At 61.2% G+C, this 20,044-nt stretch carries 11 protein-coding genes and 1 pseudogene; 4 read left to right on the top strand and 8 right to left on the bottom strand.

Annotated elements, in window-relative coordinates; genetic code table 11:
* Positions 1-112: 112 nt before the first annotated feature.
* From N675_RS02175 to N675_RS13395, 7 genes and pseudogenes are all read right to left on the bottom strand, one after another.
* Positions 113-1,822 (bottom strand): annotated as a pseudogene (locus N675_RS02175) (methyl-accepting chemotaxis protein); the annotation flags it as partial.
* A gap of 81 nt (positions 1,823-1,903) precedes the next feature.
* Positions 1,904-4,975 carry a chemotaxis protein CheW gene (locus N675_RS02170; RefSeq protein WP_038037645.1) on the bottom strand — a complete coding sequence of 1,024 codons (3,072 nt, stop codon included), beginning with the start codon at positions 4,973-4,975 and terminating at the stop codon, positions 1,904-1,906.
* A gap of 18 nt (positions 4,976-4,993) precedes the next feature.
* Complete coding sequence (locus N675_RS02165; protein WP_038037644.1) at positions 4,994-7,144, bottom strand: methyl-accepting chemotaxis protein; 2,151 nt, start codon at positions 7,142-7,144, stop codon at positions 4,994-4,996.
* A 197-nt stretch (positions 7,145-7,341) separates the two neighbouring features.
* Positions 7,342-8,106 (bottom strand): hypothetical protein, encoded by a 765-nt coding sequence (locus N675_RS02160; RefSeq protein WP_038037643.1) that lies wholly within the window; start codon positions 8,104-8,106, stop codon positions 7,342-7,344.
* Between the two features lie 11 nt (positions 8,107-8,117).
* Complete coding sequence (locus tag N675_RS02155) at positions 8,118-8,633, bottom strand: chemotaxis protein CheX (RefSeq protein ID WP_038037642.1); 516 nt, start codon at positions 8,631-8,633, stop codon at positions 8,118-8,120.
* Between the two features lie 16 nt (positions 8,634-8,649).
* Positions 8,650-9,033, bottom strand: a complete 384-nt coding sequence (locus N675_RS02150) for a response regulator (RefSeq protein WP_038037641.1) — start codon at positions 9,031-9,033, stop codon at positions 8,650-8,652.
* Between the two features lie 16 nt (positions 9,034-9,049).
* Positions 9,050-10,969, bottom strand: a complete 1,920-nt coding sequence (locus tag N675_RS13395; protein ID WP_051913868.1) for a chemotaxis protein CheB — start codon at positions 10,967-10,969, stop codon at positions 9,050-9,052.
* Between the two features lie 185 nt (positions 10,970-11,154).
* Between N675_RS13395 and N675_RS02140 the strand changes: the two genes are divergently transcribed.
* From N675_RS02140 to N675_RS13390, 4 genes are all read left to right on the top strand, one after another.
* Positions 11,155-12,522: an FAD-binding oxidoreductase gene (locus N675_RS02140; protein ID WP_231577898.1), complete on the top strand. Its 1,368-nt coding sequence runs from the start codon at positions 11,155-11,157 to the stop codon at positions 12,520-12,522.
* A 275-nt stretch (positions 12,523-12,797) separates the two neighbouring features.
* On the top strand, positions 12,798-13,970 hold the full coding sequence (locus tag N675_RS02135) for a right-handed parallel beta-helix repeat-containing protein (RefSeq protein ID WP_038037640.1): 1,173 nt from the start codon (positions 12,798-12,800) through the stop codon (positions 13,968-13,970).
* A 391-nt stretch (positions 13,971-14,361) separates the two neighbouring features.
* Positions 14,362-15,189 carry a cupredoxin domain-containing protein gene (locus N675_RS02125; RefSeq protein ID WP_038037637.1) on the top strand — a complete coding sequence of 276 codons (828 nt, stop codon included), beginning with the start codon at positions 14,362-14,364 and terminating at the stop codon, positions 15,187-15,189.
* A 336-nt stretch (positions 15,190-15,525) separates the two neighbouring features.
* Positions 15,526-18,513, top strand: a complete 2,988-nt coding sequence (locus N675_RS13390) for an ATP-binding protein (RefSeq protein ID WP_156100776.1) — start codon at positions 15,526-15,528, stop codon at positions 18,511-18,513.
* A 9-nt stretch (positions 18,514-18,522) separates the two neighbouring features.
* On the opposite strand, the gene N675_RS02115 is transcribed toward N675_RS13390, so the two are convergent.
* The gene (locus N675_RS02115) at positions 18,523-19,728 is read right to left on the bottom strand and encodes a flagellin N-terminal helical domain-containing protein (protein ID WP_038037636.1); all 1,206 of its coding nucleotides are present in this window, start codon (positions 19,726-19,728) and stop codon (positions 18,523-18,525) included.
* Positions 19,729-20,044 lie beyond the last annotated feature (316 nt).

Below are 20,044 nucleotides of genomic sequence, written 5' to 3'. Positions count from 1 at the left end.
CATTCTGTTCGACGAGATGCGTCACCTCTTGCATGCTGCTGCTCATTCGGTTGACGGTTGAAGCCAGGGCCAAGGCTGCGGCGCCGTTCTCTTCAGCGATTGCTGCGGTTTCCTCCAGCGCTGCGCGCAACTCTTGGCTCTGCCGGGCAATAGTGCGCGCTGCCTCAAGTGTCTGCTGGCTCTGCTGGGCAACGTGCTGCGCGGCTGTACTGAGTGTTGTGAAGACTGCACGCAATCCCGCTGCTTGCTCCGCAGCATGGGTGACTTGCTCGGCACTGGTATCCATGACATCAATCACCCGCTGCACCATTGACTGTATGCCGCTAATCAGTCCAGCAATCTCCTTGGCAGCCTCGGAGGAGCGTTCGGCGAGCTTGCGCACTTCTTCCGCCACCACTGCAAACCCTTTGCCGGCTTCGCCAGCCCGTGCCGCCTCGATGGCAGCGTTGAGTGCCAGCAGGTTCGTCTGCTCGGTCAAGTCCTCGATGGTCTGCACGATCTTGCCGATCTGCCGCGACCGCTCGCCAAGCTCGGCAACCGTTTTGGCTGCCTCTTCAACACGCTCGCGCACGACGACGACATCCCGAACGGTCTGCTCGACTGTTTCTTGCCCTTGCTGTGCATGCTCGGCGTTTGCCCGCGAGGCAGTGAGGCCATGCTGGGCAGCGGCTTCGATGGCCTGGTTGCCTTGGGCAAGCAGCTGCGAGAGCTCGACTGCTCGCTGCAACGAGCGTCCTTGCTCCTGGGCCGCGCGTGCTACCGCGTTGACGGTTTCAGCAACCTGCTCGACTGCTTCGGCGACCTCGCGTGCTCGTGCCGCTTGGGTTGCTGATCCATGCGCAACAGTTTGCGTGGCGTCGGCAACTTGACGCACTGCCATATCGGCCTCGGCAACATGTTGCCGTACCTGGAGTCCAGCCTGAGCTACACTCTCGCTTAAGGCTGCAACTCGTCCCAAGGCATCGCGCAGGGCACTGGTTAACGCGAGCAAGCTTTGACCAAGCAGATCGTCGTCGCCTAGTGTTGTGACCTGGCGCGTGAGGTCGCCTTGACCGACTGCATGGGCATGTTCAGCAACCTCGCTGATGCGCTGTGCCATAGCCTTGAACTGGTCAACCAGCCGACCGATCGCGTCATGGGCCTGGTAGCGTGGCAACTGGACTGCGGTAACCTGCCCTGCGGTAATCTGTGCGGCGGCACTTGCGAGGCTTTCCAGCGGCCGCAGTACGGTCCGCGTTACCAGCCAACCAACACCGAGCCCAATAAGCAACGCCATCACTGTGATGATCCACATGAGGAAGGAACGGTGGGTGCTGAGCGCTGTGATTTCTTGGCTTTGGCGGTCGATTGTCGGGCTGTAGACCGTGTCCTCAAGCTGATTGAGTGCCTCACGCATCGCGCTGAAGTGCGAGCGCACGTCAGGCAAGAGCGAGCGTGCCTGGTCGGTAGTTGTCTGTGTGCCTTGGGCACTCAATTCCGCAACACGGTTAGCCAGTGAGAGCCAGACTGCCTGCTCCTGCTCATAGGTCTGCCAGAGCGCCGCTTCCTGAGGCGCATTGATGGCATGGGCACGGAACTGTTGCCAGCGGTCGCCCGTCTGCTGTGCGTTCTCCCGGAAGTCGTTGAGTTGGGCCGTACGTTCTTTGTCGGAAATCGCAAGCAAGCTGGCTTCGAGGGCATATTGCGCTTGGTAGGCGTCGCGGTCAATGTTGAGCAAGAGTTCGATGGCTGGCACCTCTCGCTTCAGCATCTGTTGGTTCCGGCTCGCGATTTCCCGGAGGCTAAGTGTGCCAACCAGAATGCCAAGCGCCCCAACGAGTAGGACGATCACGACACTGGCTTGGATTCGTCGAGCCAAGGGAAGCGTGCGCTTCATTCCCATCCTCTCCCCATCGTCTGTCCGTTACGCCACACGGGCTGGGCCTGCTACGCTCGCTTCAGCACGTCGGCCGAGACATGCCCCAGCGAGCTTCTCCAGTTCGAGCACTTGGAGCAGGCAATCGGGCAATGGAGCTACAGCCGGAATATAGTCGGCAAGCGCACCAAGGTTGCCGTTCGGCTCACGCAAGGCGCTGACCGGAATGCGAATCGTGCCGCGAATGCTCTCGCCGCGTAACACCATCGGCCCAAGGCTTGTCAATGTGACAACATCGACGCTCTGCTCTTCAGCGCGGGCTGGCCGCTGCAGCACGCCGCCAAGGTCAAAGACCGGGACGATCTCACCACGAATGTTCGCCAAACCGATGTACCCGGCTGAGTCCAGGGGTACAGGGGTGACGGCATCAAGCGCCGTGATCTCCCGCACGCTCTCAATCGGGATGCCGTAAACCTCGTTGCCAAGGTTAACTGCCAGCACATGAATGCTTGCTTCCTCGTCATGCACGGACATTGCGTCGTCATTTGCTGTTTCGTCAACGACGAGGTGACGGAAGGCATCGAGCAACTCGCTCTGCTCGAGCTCGTCAAACTTTGCGTAGACTGCATTGGCCCCAGCAGCACGCAAGCGGTTGGCAAGTTCACCACTCGCATCTTGCTCGCTGAGATACTGTGAGAGCACGACAATCGGCACATCTGGGCGAGCAGCGGTCTCGCCAGCCCGAACAGCGCGAATGAGGTCCAAGCCTGATTGACCAGGCAACATGTAGTCCGTGATGAGCAAGGCCAGTGAAGGAATGCGTCCTAAGGCACTGAGGGCTGCTTCGGCACTCTCAACAGCCGTCACGCGGTAGCCGGCGCGTGTCAACACTGCTTCAAGCGCGTCACGATAGAACGCGCTATCCTCGACGATCAAGGCATGCTGGCCGTGCACTGAACGACCGCTTTCGGCCATCGCGAAGAGCCGCTCGAGTTGGCTATGAATGATCGTCGGGACATCGACGAGCAGATAGACCGCATCAGGTAGGTTCAGAAGTCCTGCGACCCCATGTCGGTCGGACGGCTCTGGTAACACGCCGACCCGGCCAATGCGGACAACAGCAGCTGCGACAAAGCCACAAAGGAAGTCATCAGCCTTCAACAGCACGGCGACGCCACCTTTGTCGAAGCCCCCAGGGCCAAAGCCAAGCGCCTGGTCGAGATCAACTAAGGGGATGAGCTGCCCATCCTGTCGCAGATAGACACGCTCGTTAAAGACGGCGAGCTCGGCTGGTGTAAAGCGGACAATGCGTGACACGAGGCGCACCGGCAGGGCATAGCGTGGCAGTCCATAGCCCTGGAGCAACACGAGCCGCTCACCGATGTCATCGTCGGCTGTGGCCTGGTTGGTCAGCGGCAGTGCCTGCTCACTGCGCAAGCGCTCCATTGCTAGTCCGGCCTCGGCAAGCATACGCTCAGGCTCGAGAATCAGGACAATTTCGCCGGTGCCGAGCGTCGCTAATCCGCTCACGCTTTCGACGCCGCGCAGCACATTGCCAACTGGCTTCACGATGAGCTCTTCAAAACGGGAGATGCCGTCGCAAAGGAGGCCGGCAACTGCGTCCTGGCCACGCAGGACGAGGACGTATTGCTTGTCGCGGCGGCGGATTGTCGCGCCGTTGCGGACTGGCCAACGGTTGAGCGTGAAGAGTGGCACGAGCTGGTCGCGTAGACGAAAGACTTCTTGCTCGCCATAGCGTTCGATATGCGCTTGGTCAATCAGCACGATCTCTTGGACAACATTGTAGGGGATGCCGAGGAGGTACCCGCGAGCCGTGAAGACCAGCGTATTAACGACTGAGACCGAGGTGGGCACCGTCAGCCGCACGGTCGTGCCTTGGCCGGGCGTCGAGCTGATGGTCAGATTGCCACCAAGCTCTTGCATACGCACTGCAACGACATCGAGGCCAACGCCGCGACCGGACAGTTCCGTTGCTTGGTCACGCGTCGAAAATCCAGGGCGGAGTAGCAGGCTCGTCAGCTCAGCCTCGCCGAGTGCCGCTGCCTCCCGGGCACTGATGAAGCCGCGCTCGACTGCCTTAGCGCGTACTGCCTCAAAGTCGATCCCTTTGCCGTCATCGCTGACTTCAATAACGAGGTGCGAGCCTTCACGGCTGGCACGCACAGTGATGCGCCCTTTTGACGGCTTGCCGAACGCGACGCGCCGCTCTGGCGACTCGATGCCGTGGTCGACGGCATTGCGGAGCAAGTGGACGAGTGGGTCACGGAGTTCTTGGAGAATCCGCCGGTCAACTTCAAGCCGTCCGCCCTCGAGCTCTAGCTCAACGCTTTTACCGGTAAGCCGAGCGGCATCACGCACGACACGTGGCAGTTGGGCGAAGAGGTGCGAAATTGGCTGTAGGCGTGTCAGTGCTGCAATGTCTTGCAGTTCCGATACCATAACACTGAGCTTTTTCGATGCGCCGATGAGTTCGCCGTCCTGGATGTTGGCAGCAAGCGCGGTAATCCGGTTGCGCGTAACCAGCATTTCCTCGGCGAGTCGCCCAAGCCGGTCGAGCACGTGCACCGGGACCCGCACAGTGGTGCTGTGTAGCTCGGTCTCGACGATACGGCCGTCTTGTTCCTCTGGCTGGGTGCCCGTACTACTTGCCGTCTGCTCGGGTGATGTCGCCTCAGTGCTTGGTTGCGATGTGGCAGGCTCTCGCTCGCTTGGTTGTGTCTGTGCAGCGCTGTGCAAGCGCACGACAAGGCTGGTGCCGTCCGGGAGCGGCTCGTCCTTCGCTAAGCTCGCGAGCGCGGCCCGGAGCCAGGCCGCGACGTCGAGGAGCACATCGATATGCTCGGTCTGGAGTGGCGCGCCTTTACGCAACACATCGGCAAGATGTTCAGCTGCATGGACGAGTTCAACGAACGACTCGAGTCCAAGGTAGCCGGCGCTACCCTTCGTCGAGTGCAGGTGACGGAAGATTTCGTTTAAGAGGCGCTCGCGCTCATGCTCAGTGTCGGCGCGCTCGAGCTCAACGAGGAGTGGCTCGAGTGACTCGACGCGCTCACGTGTTTCTTCGAGGAACAGTTCGAGCAACTCGCGGTCTTCGCCCATCGCGCCCCTCCCTCGGCGTTAGCGCTTGCGTAGACCGTTGGAGGCAAGCTGCCCGCGCACGCCGTCTGCTGCCACCAACTCGCGACCAGCCTTGCCAGTTCCGTTCACTCTCGCGCCGTTCTGCCGTAACCCCGCTGATACTGTACCCGCCCAGCTGGTGATGTCGCGCGCTGCTGCTTCGTCCTCGCGCAGGCGGAACTGGGCGACGGTCGCTTCGAGATGCTGGGCGAGATCCATGAGTTGCTGCGCTGCTGCAGCGACTTCCGACACCTGTGTTGCCATCTCTTCGGTTGCCGCTGAGACTTCTTCAGCGGCGGCTGCGTTTTGCTCAGCCACTGCCGTGACTGACTGGATCGCCTTGCGCACTTGCTCAGCGGTAGCAGTAAGCTCGGTGGCTGAGGCGCTATTCTCCTCGGCGATTGCGGCCGTGTCGTCCATCGCGGCTCGCAGCTCGTTGCTTCGCCGCGCGATGTCCTCAAGTGCACGCAGGAGTGTGCTGTTCCGTTCGGCAATCTGCTGGGCGGACTGCTGAATCTCGCCAAAGACATCACCGAGCGTGCGGGCTTGGCCACTGAGTTGGCCGACACTGGTGGCACTTTCCTCCATGGCGACAATGGCGCTTTCGGCGACGTGCTGCACGCTCGCGATCATCTGAGCAATCTCTTGTGTTGCCTCGGAGGAGCGTTCGGCGAGCTTGCGCACTTCTTCCGCCACCACTGCAAACCCTTTGCCGGCTTCGCCAGCCCGTGCCGCCTCGATGGCAGCGTTGAGTGCCAGCAGGTTCGTCTGCTCGGTCAAGTCCTCGATGGTCTGCACGATCTTGCCGATCTGCCGCGACCGCTCGCCAAGTTCGGCCATCCGCTGGGCTGCCGCCTCGACCTGTGCCTGGACATTCTGGAGCGCTTCGACAGCGCGCGCGACTGTCTCGCTCCCGCTTTGGGCCTGGCCAGCGTTCTGCTCAGCCCGCTCAGCGGTTTGGCGAGCAAGTTGCTCAACCTCACGATTGCGCTCGGCCATCGCCTGTGTCAGCTCAGCTGCCCGCTGCAGGGCTCGACCCTGTTCCTGGGCGGCTCGGGCAACGGCTTCAATGGTCTGCACCATCTCGTCAACAGCGGTCGAGGCGCTCGTGACCTGTTCGGCTTGCCGCGATGAGCCCTGGGCGACGTCTTGAATCGTCTGGGCGACCTCCTGGGTCGCACTACTCATCTGTCCCGCAAGACTCACCGTGCCTTCGCTGGACTGGCTGATCGTTACCGCTGCCTGACGAACGCTTGCTGCGAGCCGGTTGAGGCCATCGATTGCTTGTCCAAACGCATCGCCGATGCGCTGGAGACGCTCGAGCATATGGTTGAACGACTCAGCAGCGCGCCCAAGCTCGTCATGGCTGCTGACCGCGATCGGTTGCGCCGCGACTGCAAACTGCACAGTCAAGTCGCCTTCCGCGAGCCGGGTTAGGGATTCTTCCAGCGCGGCCAGCTCGTGAGTAGCGAGCGTTTCGCTGGCGTCTGCAATCTGCCGTGCTGCTCGAACGATTGGCCGTGCGAGCGCGACGCCCAGGACAAGGCCGACGACACTGACGAGCAGGCCAACACCGACGATTAACCAGGTCGTTCGCATCGTCACCTGGTTCACAGTTTGAGCGCGCTGTGTCGCGATATTGCCAAGCAACTGTCGTGCATCGGCCAGGGCTTTCATCACATCAGCGAAGCGTTGCGCTCCCTGAGTCTGGGCAAGTTGCAGCGCGGTCGTCGAATCAAACCGCCGGCTGGCATCGAGTATCTGGTTGCGGACTGTGAGGTACTGCTGCCAGGCCTGGGTAATACGATCGCGTGCTTGTTGCGCATTGCCGCCTGGCACAGCAGCCTGCCAGTCAGAAAGTTGCTTGGCGATGTCCTGGTCAAGCTGGTTTAACTGAGCGTCGAGTTGCGTCTTGGTATCACGATCGTTGGCGACGGCGTGTTGGAGCGCGTAGACCCGAACGGTCATCATGTCGTCAGCAATGGCGCCGAGATACTGGAGGCTCGGCATGCTCCGATTGGAGATGTCATTGTCCGCTTGGTCGATCTCGCGGACACCGAGCCAGCTTACGCCGCCAACGATCCACAAGGCAGCAACGAGCCCGATCACAAGGCCGAAGAGCTTCTGTTGCAAGGTCAGGCGACGGTTCATTCCTCCTGCCCTCCTTCACCGCACCCTTTTCTGTCAGGAGCTTTCGGCAACTCCCGTGTCAGTCTCTATCCCCTCTTGGCCCTACTGGATCAACGCACACGTCCCCGCACAACCTGTGACCAATGGCCTATGGCGTCTTGCGACACGAAGCGCCCCGGTGCATCACCGGGGCGCTTCCGTCGTCAAGAAGCTGTTGATCACTTCGCCCAACGCCAGAGGCCGGTGGTGAGCAACCAGTCCGTCTTCTGTTTCTCTTTGCCGTCGGGCATGCCCCAGAGCGTCTGGACAGCCAAGGCTTCGGGAAGGACAAAGAGCCAGACTGCCTGCTTCTCATGCTGAGGCGGTTGGCCTTTGACAGGACGAACTGGTCGCTCGCTATAGCCGAAGCCAGCTTGGAGCACGACATAGGGCGCCGCGGCGAGTTCTGGCGGGAACGTTGCTGGGGTGGCTGCCTGGACATCGTCCAGCAGGATCACGAGTGAGCGCTCCAGCTTACTTCGCCAGGCCCGTGCAAGGACGCCGCAGGTGACGACATTGCAGACCTCGTGATAGGCAAGCAGGTCGTTGGTTTCAGCCTCGCTGAGCACGAGCGCGCCGTCTTTGGCTGGCTCGGGGACGCTCCGCGTTGCCGGTGGCCGGCGCAGGCCAATCGCGCCCCAGTCAAGCGCTTCAGCAAGCGGCTGAAACAAAAAGGCTGTCGTTTCATCCTGCTCGAATGTCACACGAAAGCGCGCGATGGCCCAGGTTGAGCGTGCTGGGAAGCCACGCGGATCCCAGCGCGCGGCGATGAGCGAATCCGGCAAGAAATCGACGCTGACACCAAGCAGCGTTGCCAGGTTCTCGGCGACAATCGGCATGAGATGATGTTCCCAGAGCACCAGTCGAAACCGCTGCGGTGTTTTGGGATTGCGGATCAGTGGAGCCGCGGCTGATGGTGCAGTGCCCGCAATTTTTGCCGTCATCTTTGGCCTCCTTACGCCTCCTTCGCTGCGAAGCCAACGGCAAGCACGGGCTCGTCGGGCAAGCCAAGCCGCACCAGCACCGCTGCTCCGTTCACCAGACTCGCGCCGACGTTGAGGCTGCGCGCTCCGCCAACGAAGACTGGCAAGCCGAGGCTCAACCGCAGGCCAGCGCCGTGCAGTCGTTCCTGCATTCGTCCAGCAACGATGTTGGCCAACTCGCGGATCGCATCTTGCAGTAACTCATCGTCTTCTGAGCTTGGCCGCTCGCCAACCAGCACTTCCGTGACGGCGGCCAATGCCGTGAATTCACCTCCCACCCAGGCAACGCCTTGAAATTCGCTACCGTCAGCGTCTGCGAGAGAGACAAGGGCGATGCCCACTGGGGGATTTGCCCACGGTAGTGGCGCTTCTCCAATGACCTCGACAGGGATCCCGCACAATGGCTCGATGCTCAGAACTGCAGCTTCACCGACAAATGTGCGGAGTTGGCCGCTGGTGACGAGCGCTTCAACCACAGCGTTGCGCATGAGTAAGCTCCCCACGTTACGCTCGGCTAGTCAGGAGCAATTCGAGTGTGACTGCCAGTGCATCTGCTGTCACTGGCTTCGTCAGCAGCGTATCGACACCAGCATCCTTAGCCCGCAGCATCTGTTCATCAGTGCTCTGGCTGGTAATCATGACAATCGGCGTTCGGCCAGTGCCAGCTTCGCGCTCGCGCTCACGCGCCGCCCGGACAAACTCCAGGCCGTCCATACCCGGCATATTCCAGTCAACGATGACGAGATCGAACGCGCCTGGTGCAAATGCTGCCAGCGCTTCTTCACCGTTGCCTGCCTCAGTGACGTGCGCCTCATAGCCGGCTTGTCGGAGCGAGCGCACGTGCATGACGCGCATCATTTTGGAATCATCAACAATCAGTACCCGCATGCCCCGCTTTCCTTCCCTAGCCCAACGGGCGTGTCGCCCGTGCAAGCGTCTGGCTCTGGTGCAGCCAGCGCACCACCTCACTGGGGATATCGGCAGCGGGAAGGATCTTCCTTACCCCTTGGCGTGCAATTGCGGCCTCAATCATCCCCGAGACGACCGCTTCCGACGGTTCTTGGGCGACGGTATAGGCACCCGCAGCCGCAAGCTCGGCCATACCATCTCCTCCATCGTCGCCCATACCGGTCAGGATCACGGCCATCGTCTTCGTTGCAAGCCCTGAGCGCGCGACGGAGCGAAAGGCTTTCGTGACGTTGGGCACGTAGATGTCCTCAGGTCCAGGTGGGACAACACGCAAGCGCCCGCCGCGCTCAATGAGCACGTTCTGATGCCCAGGAGCAACGTAGATCGTGTCAGCCTGGAGTACGTCGCCCGTTTGTGCCTCGCGGGCAGCATAGGTCGAGAGGCGACCAAGCCGTTCGGCAAAGCTGCGGGTAAACCCGGCTGGCATATGCTGCACAATGACGATTGCCAAGCCAAGACCCCCTGGCAATTGCCGTACGATCTCGCTAACGACCGCTGGCCCACCGGTTGATGAGCCGATCACGAGCAAGCGTGACCAGGGCCGCTGCATACCAAGCCAGCCAGTTCCCGGCTTCCGCTCGCTGCTACTGGCACCTACGTTTGCCCCTGTCCGGCTTAGCTCCTCACGGCCAGCGTTGGCTAGCTCGATCAGCCGGCTGATGATTTCACTACCGTGTGATTGCACGGTGCCGAGGCGTGCCTGCGGCATGACGAGCGTGGCCACGCGTCGTGCGCTGAGGCCAGTTCCTGAGCGTGGGGTTGCTGTAAGTACCAGCGTTGGTACCCGTCGAACAGTGCTCGCAAGGTACGCTGTAAGTACGCTGTCGTCGTTTAATGCGTCGAGCACAAGTACGTCGGCTTGGTTAACGAGGGGCTCTGCGTCTTCCCACGAGCGTGCTTCGCCAAGCAGCACGATGCCGGGCGCATCGCCAAGGACAGTGCGCAATCCCAGGCGCACGATTGGCGAGCGACTCACAACCAGTACCCGAAGTTGTTGGCTGCGTACACGGGCAGGCGGTGAGGAGGACGGCAAGACTGTGGAAGAAGGGACACGACGCCGACGATAGAGCGTCACGCCCTGCCAGGGCTGCCGCTCGAGTTCTGGTGGCACATCGTCGAGTGTCTCGGCTGAACCGATGATGAAGAGCCCGCCCGGTATCAGGACATCGGCGAGACGACGTACCACCGCACGCCGATGCTCAGGCGTGAGGTACATCAGCATATTGCGGCAGAAGATGGCATGGAACGGACCAGCTGGCGCGCGATCGACCAAGTTGCACTGCTCGAAGCGCACATGCTGGCGAATGGTTGCACGTACCTGCCAGTCGTCGCCGACTGGTTCGATGGCGTCACGCGCCCGGGCCATGCCCTGGTCGCGAAACGACCACGTTCGGTAACGGCCAGCCTTCGCCTTCTCAAGTGCTGTGCGATCGATGTCGACTCCGATAACCTCGAAGGGGATGCCGGCTGAACGGAGCACGGCACTGGCAACGATTGCCAGCGAGTAGGCCTCCTCGCCGGTTGCACAGCCTGCTGACAACAGCCGCACTGGGCGGCTCTGACGCGCAAGGTCGGGCAGGTGCGCGGCCAACGCGTCGAAGTGCTTCGGTTCGCGGAAGAAGTACGTCTCGTTAATGGTCAACGCCTCAGCGAGCGGCACGAGCTCATGGTCAGGTGCGTGGAGAAGAGCCTGGACATAGGAATCGACATCGGCAAAGCCAGCTCGTCGCGCCTGCTGCTGAACAACACGGCCAAGCCGCTGCCAGAGGAGATCGGTCGGGTGGAAGCCGAGGAATGAAAACAATCGTTCGCCGAGTTGTCGAACGACTGGACTATACTGCTCACCTCGCTCCATTACGTCCCCCTCCCTTGAGAGGTTGTCGACACGCTGGGCCACCAGCATGAGCCGGCGACTTACTGCCATCCGATGAGAGCAAGCGCCTGGGAAGATGGCGGGAAGATGTTGGGAAGATCGGTGGGCTACGGTCGTGTCGTCAGGCAGTTGCTGGGGTGTTGCCCTATGGAAACGGAGGGAGACCCATGACCACCATGCAGCCCACGGGGATTCCCGAAACAGCCCGGGCGGCGCTGCGCCGCCGGGTGCAGGGCACCGTCATCGCGCCAGGTGACCCCGCCTACGACCAGGCCCGTCGGGTCTGGAACGGCCTGATCGATAAGCATCCCGCCCTTATCCTCCGCTGCCAGCACGTCGCCGATGTCCAGGCGGGCATCGCCTTCGCCCGCGAGTGGCAGCTTCCCCTGGCGGTCCGTGGCGGTGGCCACAACGTCGCTGGCTTCGGCACCTGCGACGACGGCCTCGTGCTCGATCTGGCGCCGCTCAGGCGGTGTGTCGTCGAGCCAGCGGCGCGGCTGGCCCATGCGGAGCCTGGCCTGACTTGGCGCGCGTTTGACCAGGCCACGACCGCACATGGCCTGGCCACGCCCGGCGGTCTCGTCTCGAGCACGGGGATTGCCGGCTTCACGCTCGGTGGTGGGCTGGGCTGGCTCTCCCGGCTCTATGGGCTGGCCTGCGACAACCTGGTGGCGGCCCAGGTGGTGACCGCGGACGGGACGGTGGTGGAGACCGATGCCACGCAGGAGCCGGAGTTGCTGTGGGGGTTGCGGGGCGGGGGTGGCAACTTCGGGGTGGTCACGCGCTTCACCTACCGCCTGCACCCGCTGGGTCCGCTCTACGGGGGGCTGGTGGCCTATCCGGCCGAGGCGGCGCCGGCAGTGCTCCAGGCGTGCCAGATGATCATGGACCATGCCCCTGATGCGCTCTCGCTGCTCATCCTCTTTGGCGATGCTCCGGAGGGGGGCCCGCCCATCATCGGGGTGGCTGTCTGCCATGTGGGGCCGGCGGAGGAAGCCGAGCAGTTGCTTGCCCCGCTGCGCGGGTTGGGCACGCCGCTCCTGCGTCAGCTCGGCCCGATCCCGTATGGGGCGCTGCAGACCATGTTCGATCCCCTCAATCCCCCGGGGTTGTACCACTACTGGCGTTCTGGCTTCCTGCCTCACCTCGACGCGGTGGTTCAGGAGATCGTGGTGCACTATGGCACGCATCGTCCGACACCGCTGTCGATGATCCACGTGCATCACCTTGGGGGTGCAATTGCGCGCGTCGATCCAGGGGCGAGCGCGTTTGCGCACCGGGCTGATCCCTACCTCTACAACATCTTGGCGATCTGGACGGATCCGGCGGCGGAGGAGCGCTGTCTGGACTGGCTGCGCCGCTGCTCCGAGGCGCTGCAAGCTCACGAACGCGGCACCTACGTCAACTTCATGAGTGGAGACGGGGGTGAGCGGGTGCGGCTGGCCTATGGGCCGCACTACGAGCGGCTGGTTGCCCTCAAGCGGCGGTATGATCCCACGAACCTCTTCCGGCTCAACCAGAACATCCGCCCCTAGCGTGAGCAGGGTACCTGGATGTGCGCGATATCGTGGCGGTGCGCAGCCAAGTACCAAGGAGGTGTATGAGTAGATAATCCAAATCTTTATTCACTCGTCTGCACTATGACAAGAACCGTGTTGAAGCTACCGGCGAGAAGTGGGACGGATTGTATGCAGATATGGACAAGCGATCCAGAACTGAAAGGAGCCAACCGTTGACGGAGGGAGCGTTACCACATCTGCTTTCCCTGAGCACTTGATCTGAGTGATGCCCCAAGGAAGGGAGAAGAGCAATGGGTCCAAGCATGAAGCTTGTCTCGATCGTTACGCTTGTCGTTGGGATGTTTGCAGGGATGACCGTGAGTGTGGACGCAGCCGCTGGTTCAGCCTGTGTCAATCCTAGTGGCGCTGGCGGCTGTTTTACCTCGATTCAGACAGCGATCAATGCCGTAGTTGCCGGCGGTGTCGTGACGGTGGAGCCGGGAACGTACCATGAAATGGTCACAATCACCAAGCCAGTGATCCTGAAAGGAGCTGGGGCGTCAGTAACCATTCTCGACGCAACAGGACTGACCAACGGAATCAAGGTTGTGGGAGTGACAGGACCAACGCTGATTTCCGGATTCACAGTCGAGAATGCCAATCAGGAGGGCATTCTGCTCGAATCCTCCGCACGCATCACCGTGGTAGATAATATCGTGCAGAACAATGACCGCCAACTCAATCCCCAGATGCTCACGTGCGACGGTGCGTTGCCCATGGAGCAGTTCGACTGTGGAGAGGGAATCCATCTGCTCGGGACAGCAGCATCGCTGATTGCACGCAACATCGTTCAGCATAATGCCGGCGGTATCTTGCTCAGTGATGACGGTGGCGCACCGTTGAACCCAATGGACTTTGGCCCGACCCACGATAATGTCATCATGGACAACATCGTGCAAGATAATCCCTACGACTGTGGCATTACCTTAGCCTCACACTACTTCCACCTTGGAGCCTCAGTCGATCCAGCGCACGGTGGGGTTTACCACAATCAGATCCTCCGCAACTATGCACTGCGTAACGGCGTGCTGAGCGAAGGTGCAGGCATTGGACTCTTCGCTGGCCCGCCCAGTGGAGCTACCTACAATAACACAATTGCTTACAACGTTGCGAATGGAAACGGCCTACCGGGCATTGCGCTCCATAGCCATACTCCGTTCCAGAACCTCAACGGCAATGTCATCGTACAGAACGCGCTTAACAGTAACGGCCCCGACAGCGATGCCGCTACTGGTCACCCAGCCGGTATTGTGCTCTTTAGCGATACGGCCCAAGGCGCTGCTCCAGTGACGAATGTGACCGTAGCGAGCAACACCATTGCGAACGAGTATTACGGCATTTTTGCCACTGGTGTGACACACATCGCTGGTCTCCCCAGCAATGTGTTCAACAACGTGACGGTACCGGTCTACTGGCCGCACTGAGGCTACCCCGTGATGGTAGCACAGGGAAAAGGCTGTGCGGAAGATACGACTGGGACACGTCACGCAGGAGATAGTGGAGCTGAGTGGGTGCAGTGGCTGGTTCGAGGGCCGCCAGTCATGGCCCCTCAGCTGCATCCAGTTCTGGAACGCGCAGATGCGCAGGAAGGAGGATGGGTGTAGCAGCCACCAGCCCCCATCCGCACGCTGGGCCAGCTGGGGGCGCATCCAACACGCATCGCCCAGTTGGCCCAGGACAGGCTCCTGCGTGAGTATGCAAGCGCTCTCCGGGAGCAAAGACGCCAATGACAAAACCGAACGCAATCCCCTTTGCATTATCGGTGATCTGGAGTCGATAACGGACTGCATCACTTGTGAATGAAGGAGCATGACTATGCGGCGGATTGGTGGCACACTGCTTGTCAGTGTGCTCTTCCTGGTGAGCCTCAGCGCCTGTCGGAACAGTTCGTCGGCAACATCGTTGCGTACGCTGACAATTACAGCCGATGAATACCACTTTCATGATGTTCCAGCCCAGCTTGAAGGGGGCATTGTCAAGGTCGAAATGGTTAATCATGGACAAGAGCCGCACCAAATGCAGGTGGTACGGCTTAAGGATGGGGTGAGCTACGATCAGGTACAGCAGGCGCTCAAGCAGTCGCCCGAAGCCATCTTCCCGCTTGTCGAATTTGTTGGCGGTGCAGGCGTTGCCGATCCAGGTGGTACGTCGGCAGCTATTCTCAACCTACAGCCTGGCCAGTATCTGTTGATTTGCTTCATTCCGAGTCCTGACGGCGTGCCACACCTTGCCAAAGGCATGATCGCCCAACTGCAGGTGACTGCTCCCAAGACGACGTCGAGTGAACCAAAGGCGTCGGCGCAGATTACCATGTCCGACTTTGCCTATCAGTTGCCATCGACGCTGACACCTGGGGAACTCGTCAAAATCGCGAACACGGGATCGGAACCACACGAACTAGCAATCATGAAGCTCGCCCCCGGGAAGACCGTTGACGACCTCCTGCAGTGGGAGCACAGCCATCAGGGGCCACCTCCTGCCACAGACGTTGGCGGCATGCAAGCACTCGACCCGGGTAAAGTCGGCTGGCTGCAACTGCCTACCGACAAGGGGACGTATGTCTTTCTCTGCAACGTGCCTGACCCGAAGCGTGGCAAGGCACACTATGATCTTGGTATGGTCATCCAAGTAGTCCTGCAATAGACGCATTGCCGGCGTTGAAGGTCATATCGCCCCGGTGCTGCGTTGGCGTAGTACCGGGGCGGTCTGCTGGCAGCGTAGTGGCCTTGACAGCGTAGCACTACGACTCCTATAGTGAAGGTGCCTTCCCTGACCAGTGCCATCCATGACGCTGGCCAGTCAAGGTAAGCTAACGTCTTTACCACGGCTGAGGTGGACGACGTGCCTGACCGGCCCTCCTCGCACGACGTTTCTCCTCCCGGAATAGAGCCTGCGGCAGCTGCATCGAAGAAGCTGGCAGGGCAGGCTGCATTATCTATCTATCTGCTTGGCACGTTCCAAGTACTCGTGAACGAGCGCATGGTACCAGCATCGGCTTGGCATGGGCGGAAAGCGGCCGAGCTCGTGAAGGTGCTTGCGCTTGAACCAGGACATCGGCTTCATCGCGAGCAGGTTATGGAATTGCTTTGGCCTGAGCACGACCCCGACCTCGCAGCCAATGCCTTCTACAAGGCGCTCCACCATGCTCGCCGGGTGCTCGAACCAGGACTCGCTCAAGGGAGAGAGTCCTCGTTCTTACACCTACAGGGTGAGCTCGTGGTGTTGACAGCACCGGGAGTACTCTGGGTCGACGCCGAAGCGTTTGAGCGAGCCGCTGCTGAGGCACGGCAACGTCGCACGATTCCGGCGTATGAGGCTGCGCTTGCGCTCTACCGGGGTGACCTGTTACCGGAAGATCGCTATCTGGAGTGGGTCGAGCGGTGGCGTGACCGACTCCGCGAGACAGCACTCACCTTGGAAATGGAACTCGCCGAACTCCAGGAACAGCAGGGTGATGTCCAGCTCGCGATCGCCCTGCTACGGGAGGTCATTGCCGCCGATCCGCTCCGGGAGGCCGCGCATGCCCATCTTATGCGGCTCTACGCACAAACGGGACAGCGTAGCCAGGCTATTCGCCAATACCGGGAACTGGTGCGAACGTTGCGTGCAGAGCTTGACGTTGAGCCGGCACCGGAGACACAAGCGCTCTATCACGCGATCAGTGACGGGCGGATCCCCGTCGCCATTAAGCCACCGGGACGACGTCAAACCCACCTCCCCGTCCCAACGACCAGTTTCATTGGCCGTGCACAGGAACTGACTGACCTCCGGGCGCTGGTTCGTGAGCATCGGCTTGTCACGCTCACGGGCCCTGGTGGATGTGGTAAGAGTCGCCTCGCCCTGGAACTTGCAAGTCGCACTGCTGATTTGTTCTCTGACGGGGCATGCTACGTTGAGCTTTCACCCATCATCGACGGTGCACTCGTCGTGACTGCAGTCGCGCACGCGTTGGGCATTCCCGCCCAAGCCCAACGTTCGCTGCTCGACGCCCTCCTCGATGAGCTGGCTCCTCGCTCACTCCTCCTCGTGCTCGATAACTGCGAGCACGTACTCACCGCCTGCATTGAGCTCATACGCAACCTGCTCGCACGTGCACCAAGGCTCCATATTCTGCTCACTAGCCGGGAGGCGCTGCGCATTCCGGGTGAAGTGATCTGGCCAGTCCCTCCACTCAGTCTGCCAGCTGATGACACGCCACTGACCCCAGACGCCTTACGCCGTTCAGAAGCTGTGCAACTCTTTTTAGCTCGCGCTCAGGAGAGCTACCCAGCATTCCGCCTTACCGAACGGAACAGCGCGGCTGTCCAACGGATCTGCCGCGTGCTCGCTGGCCTACCGCTCGCACTTGAGTTGGCCGCTGCCTGGATCGGGCCGTTGACAGCCGAAGAACTAGCCCAGCGGTTGGAAGCGAACCTGTTTGCCCTGGAAAGTCGTCAGCGAGACCTGCCTGAGCGCCAGCGCTCGCTCCGCGCGATGCTTGACTGGAGCTATCAGCGCCTTGAACCAGCAGCACAACAACTCTTCCGTCGGCTTGCCGTCTTTGCTGATGGATTCACCGTTGGCGCAGCAAGTGCCGTCTGTGCGGGCGACGCCGTCGTACCCGAGCGTGTCGTCGCCTTGCTCGGACGCCTGCTTGATGTTTCGCTGCTGACCGTCGAGCAACGGGAGGAAGAAGCGTGGTATCGCTTGCTTGAGCCAGTACGTTGGGAGGCCGCGACGTGGCTCGCCGCTCACGAGGAGATTGAGCCGACGCATCGGCGCCACGCTACCTACGCTGTCGCCCTCGTTGAACAGGCCGACCATGGATTGCGGGGGCCGGAAGCGCCGCGCTGGATGCGGATCTTGCGTCGCGAGTATAACAACCTCCGTCTAGCCCTTAGTTGGAGCCTGACCGCTCAAGAGATCTTGCTTGCTGGCCGCCTGGCGAGTGGACTTGCCTATTTCTGGGAAATCACGGGCCAGTTTGAAGAGGGACACCGCTGGCTGGAGCGCGTACTCGCTCACGCTCCTACGCTCCCCGCCACGCTACGGTATCAACTACAACTCGGGTTCAGCTGGATCTTGGCGCGTCAGGGTGTCTATCACCAGGCCGAATCGGTCGCCCGTGCGGTCTTGAACGATCCAGAAGCAACCGAACACCCGCGAGCGTACGCCCAAACGGCTCTCGGCCGGATCGCTATCGACTGCGGGCAATATGCCGACGCGGTGGAATACTTATCGGCCAGTGTCGCGAGAGCGCGGGTATCTGATGACTCTTGGCTCCTCTTGCGGAGCCTGCACCTCCTGGGAGTTGCATTCCTCTACCGGAGTCAATTTGCATCTGCCGACGCCTGTTTCGCAGAAGTCGTGACGCTTGGCCAACAGACCGGTGCCCTTGACCCGCTGGCGGTTGCCTGGGATGGCTGGGGCCTCGTTGCCTGGCAACAGGGCAAGCATGCACTCGCTGCCACGCGCTTAGCCGAGAGTCTGCGGTGCGCTCAGGCACTGGGATACCAGGTCTACGAAGGGTTGTCGCTGGCGAATCTCGGTGTCGTCCTGGCTGATCAGGGCGACTGGGCCCATGCTCTGCCGACGCTCCGTGAAGCGCTTGGCTATTTCGTACGCAGCGGCAACCTCTACAACATCGGGCTCTACTTAATCCCATATGGGATCGTCCTCGCCAATTTAGGGAACCTTGCAACAGGGGTGTCCTGTATCAGCGCTGGCTTCCATGGGCTCGCAGCGATCGGGAGTCACCCACCAGCCTATGTCCGCCAGCGAATCGAGCGGGATCTGCAGGCAATCCGGGCCCAACTCGCCCCTGACGTCTTCGAGGCACAGTGGGAAGCCGGGCGAAGCATGCCACTCCTTCGCGCTGCGGAAGCTGTGCTGGCCGTCCCAGTAATGCTGCCGGAGGACGGGGCGATCGAAGACAAGCGAACTGGCCCCGGGGATGATCACCCGAGGCCAGTTGCAAACGTTCGCTGACCAGCTGCGCTAGCGTAGGAGTTGCAGGATCGACTGCGGGATGGTGTTGGCTTGGGCGAGGACGGCGATGCCAGCCTGCTGCAGGATCTGTGCCCGCGTGAAGTTGACCATCTCGGCAGCCATGTCAACGTCGCGGATACGGCTCTCCGAGGCCATCAAGTTCTCATGGGCCACGCCGAGGTTGGCCACCGCGTGCTCAAGCCGGTTCTGGGCGGCGCCCAGGCCAGAACGGACATTGCTCACATAGTTGATCCCGCCGTCGATGGCAGTGATGAGCGATTGGGCAGCGTTCACCTGTGCGGTGTTGTCGGTGCCGTTGACGGCATTCGCGAAATTGTTGAGTGCTGTATCCAACGCTGACAGCGCTTGCGGAGCGTTGGCGCCAAACTGCACAGCGTAGAAGGCAACACGGAAGCCATCGGTCTGGTTCGCGCCGACCTGGAAGTTCGCCGACTGGTTATTCACGACGACGGTCTTGGTATCCAATGCGCCTGCGATATTCGCTCCGGTGATCGCCCCGCTGTTCCCCGCAGCTGCCGTCACGGTGATCTGAATGCCAAGTTGGTTGAAATTGAGCGTGTAGGACTGTCCTGCCGTGAGGCTCACTGAGCTCAGGTCGAGCGTCTGGGAATTCGATCCTACGGTGAGCGTGACCTGTGAGCCCGATCCAGCAATGGTATAGGTGCCGCTTACTGCCTTCGCATCGGCAACGACCGAGGAGACTGAAGCCGTATCAGTGCCTGCACCGGCGATCGTAGCTGTCAGGACAGTGCTCGATGGGTCCACCTGGGCGGTCAAGGAGCCGGTCAGCAATTGCTTGCCGTTGAAGGTCGTGCGCTGCGCGATCGCGTTGATCTCATCATGCAGTTGCTGCAACTCAAGGTTGATTGCCTGGCGGTCTTGTGCCGTCAACGTATCGTTGGCGGCTTGGACGGCCAGTTCGCGCATGCGCTGGAGCATCGAGTGCACTTCGTTGAGCGCACCTTCCGCCGTTTGGATCATCGAGATACCGTCCTGAGCGTTGCGCGTGGCCTGATCGAGGCCGTTGATCTGCGCGCGCAACTTCTCACTAATCGAGAGGCCAGCGGCATCATCGGCTGCACGGTTGATCCGCAAGCCGCTGGAAAGCTTCTCGATTGACTTGGAGAGCATCATGCCTGTGATGCTCAGATTGCGCTGGGCGTCAACCGCATTGATATTGTTATAAATCCGCATAGTTTTGGCCTCCTCTGCCGAATTCTGCCGGCGCGTCCCTGCGCCGGTTTCATGCTGTCAGTTCACCTCTGCCGCAGCGGTAACGGGGCTGCGCCCGGTTGACCTTGCGTTCTCCGGCCGCTTCCGGCGGCCACGTCCTCCTTTCACGTCATTGGTCTTCGGCAGGTCGGCGAGAAACTTGAGGGGTGCGCTACGGCTTACGGCGCATTGCTCCGCGTTGGGTAGGGCGTGATCTTGAGGAGAGAGCAGACGGAGGGAGGAGCCGCCTTCGTTCGTCAGCGGATTTACTGCCCTGGCGTGGCCGATCCTGGCGACC

It is taken from the genome of Thermorudis peleae (assembly GCF_000744775.1).
Taxonomy (GTDB): domain Bacteria; phylum Chloroflexota; class Chloroflexia; order Thermomicrobiales; family Thermomicrobiaceae; genus Thermorudis; species Thermorudis peleae.
The sequence above is the reverse complement of the archived record's forward strand: the minus strand, read 5'-3'. Positions and strand labels throughout refer to the sequence as shown.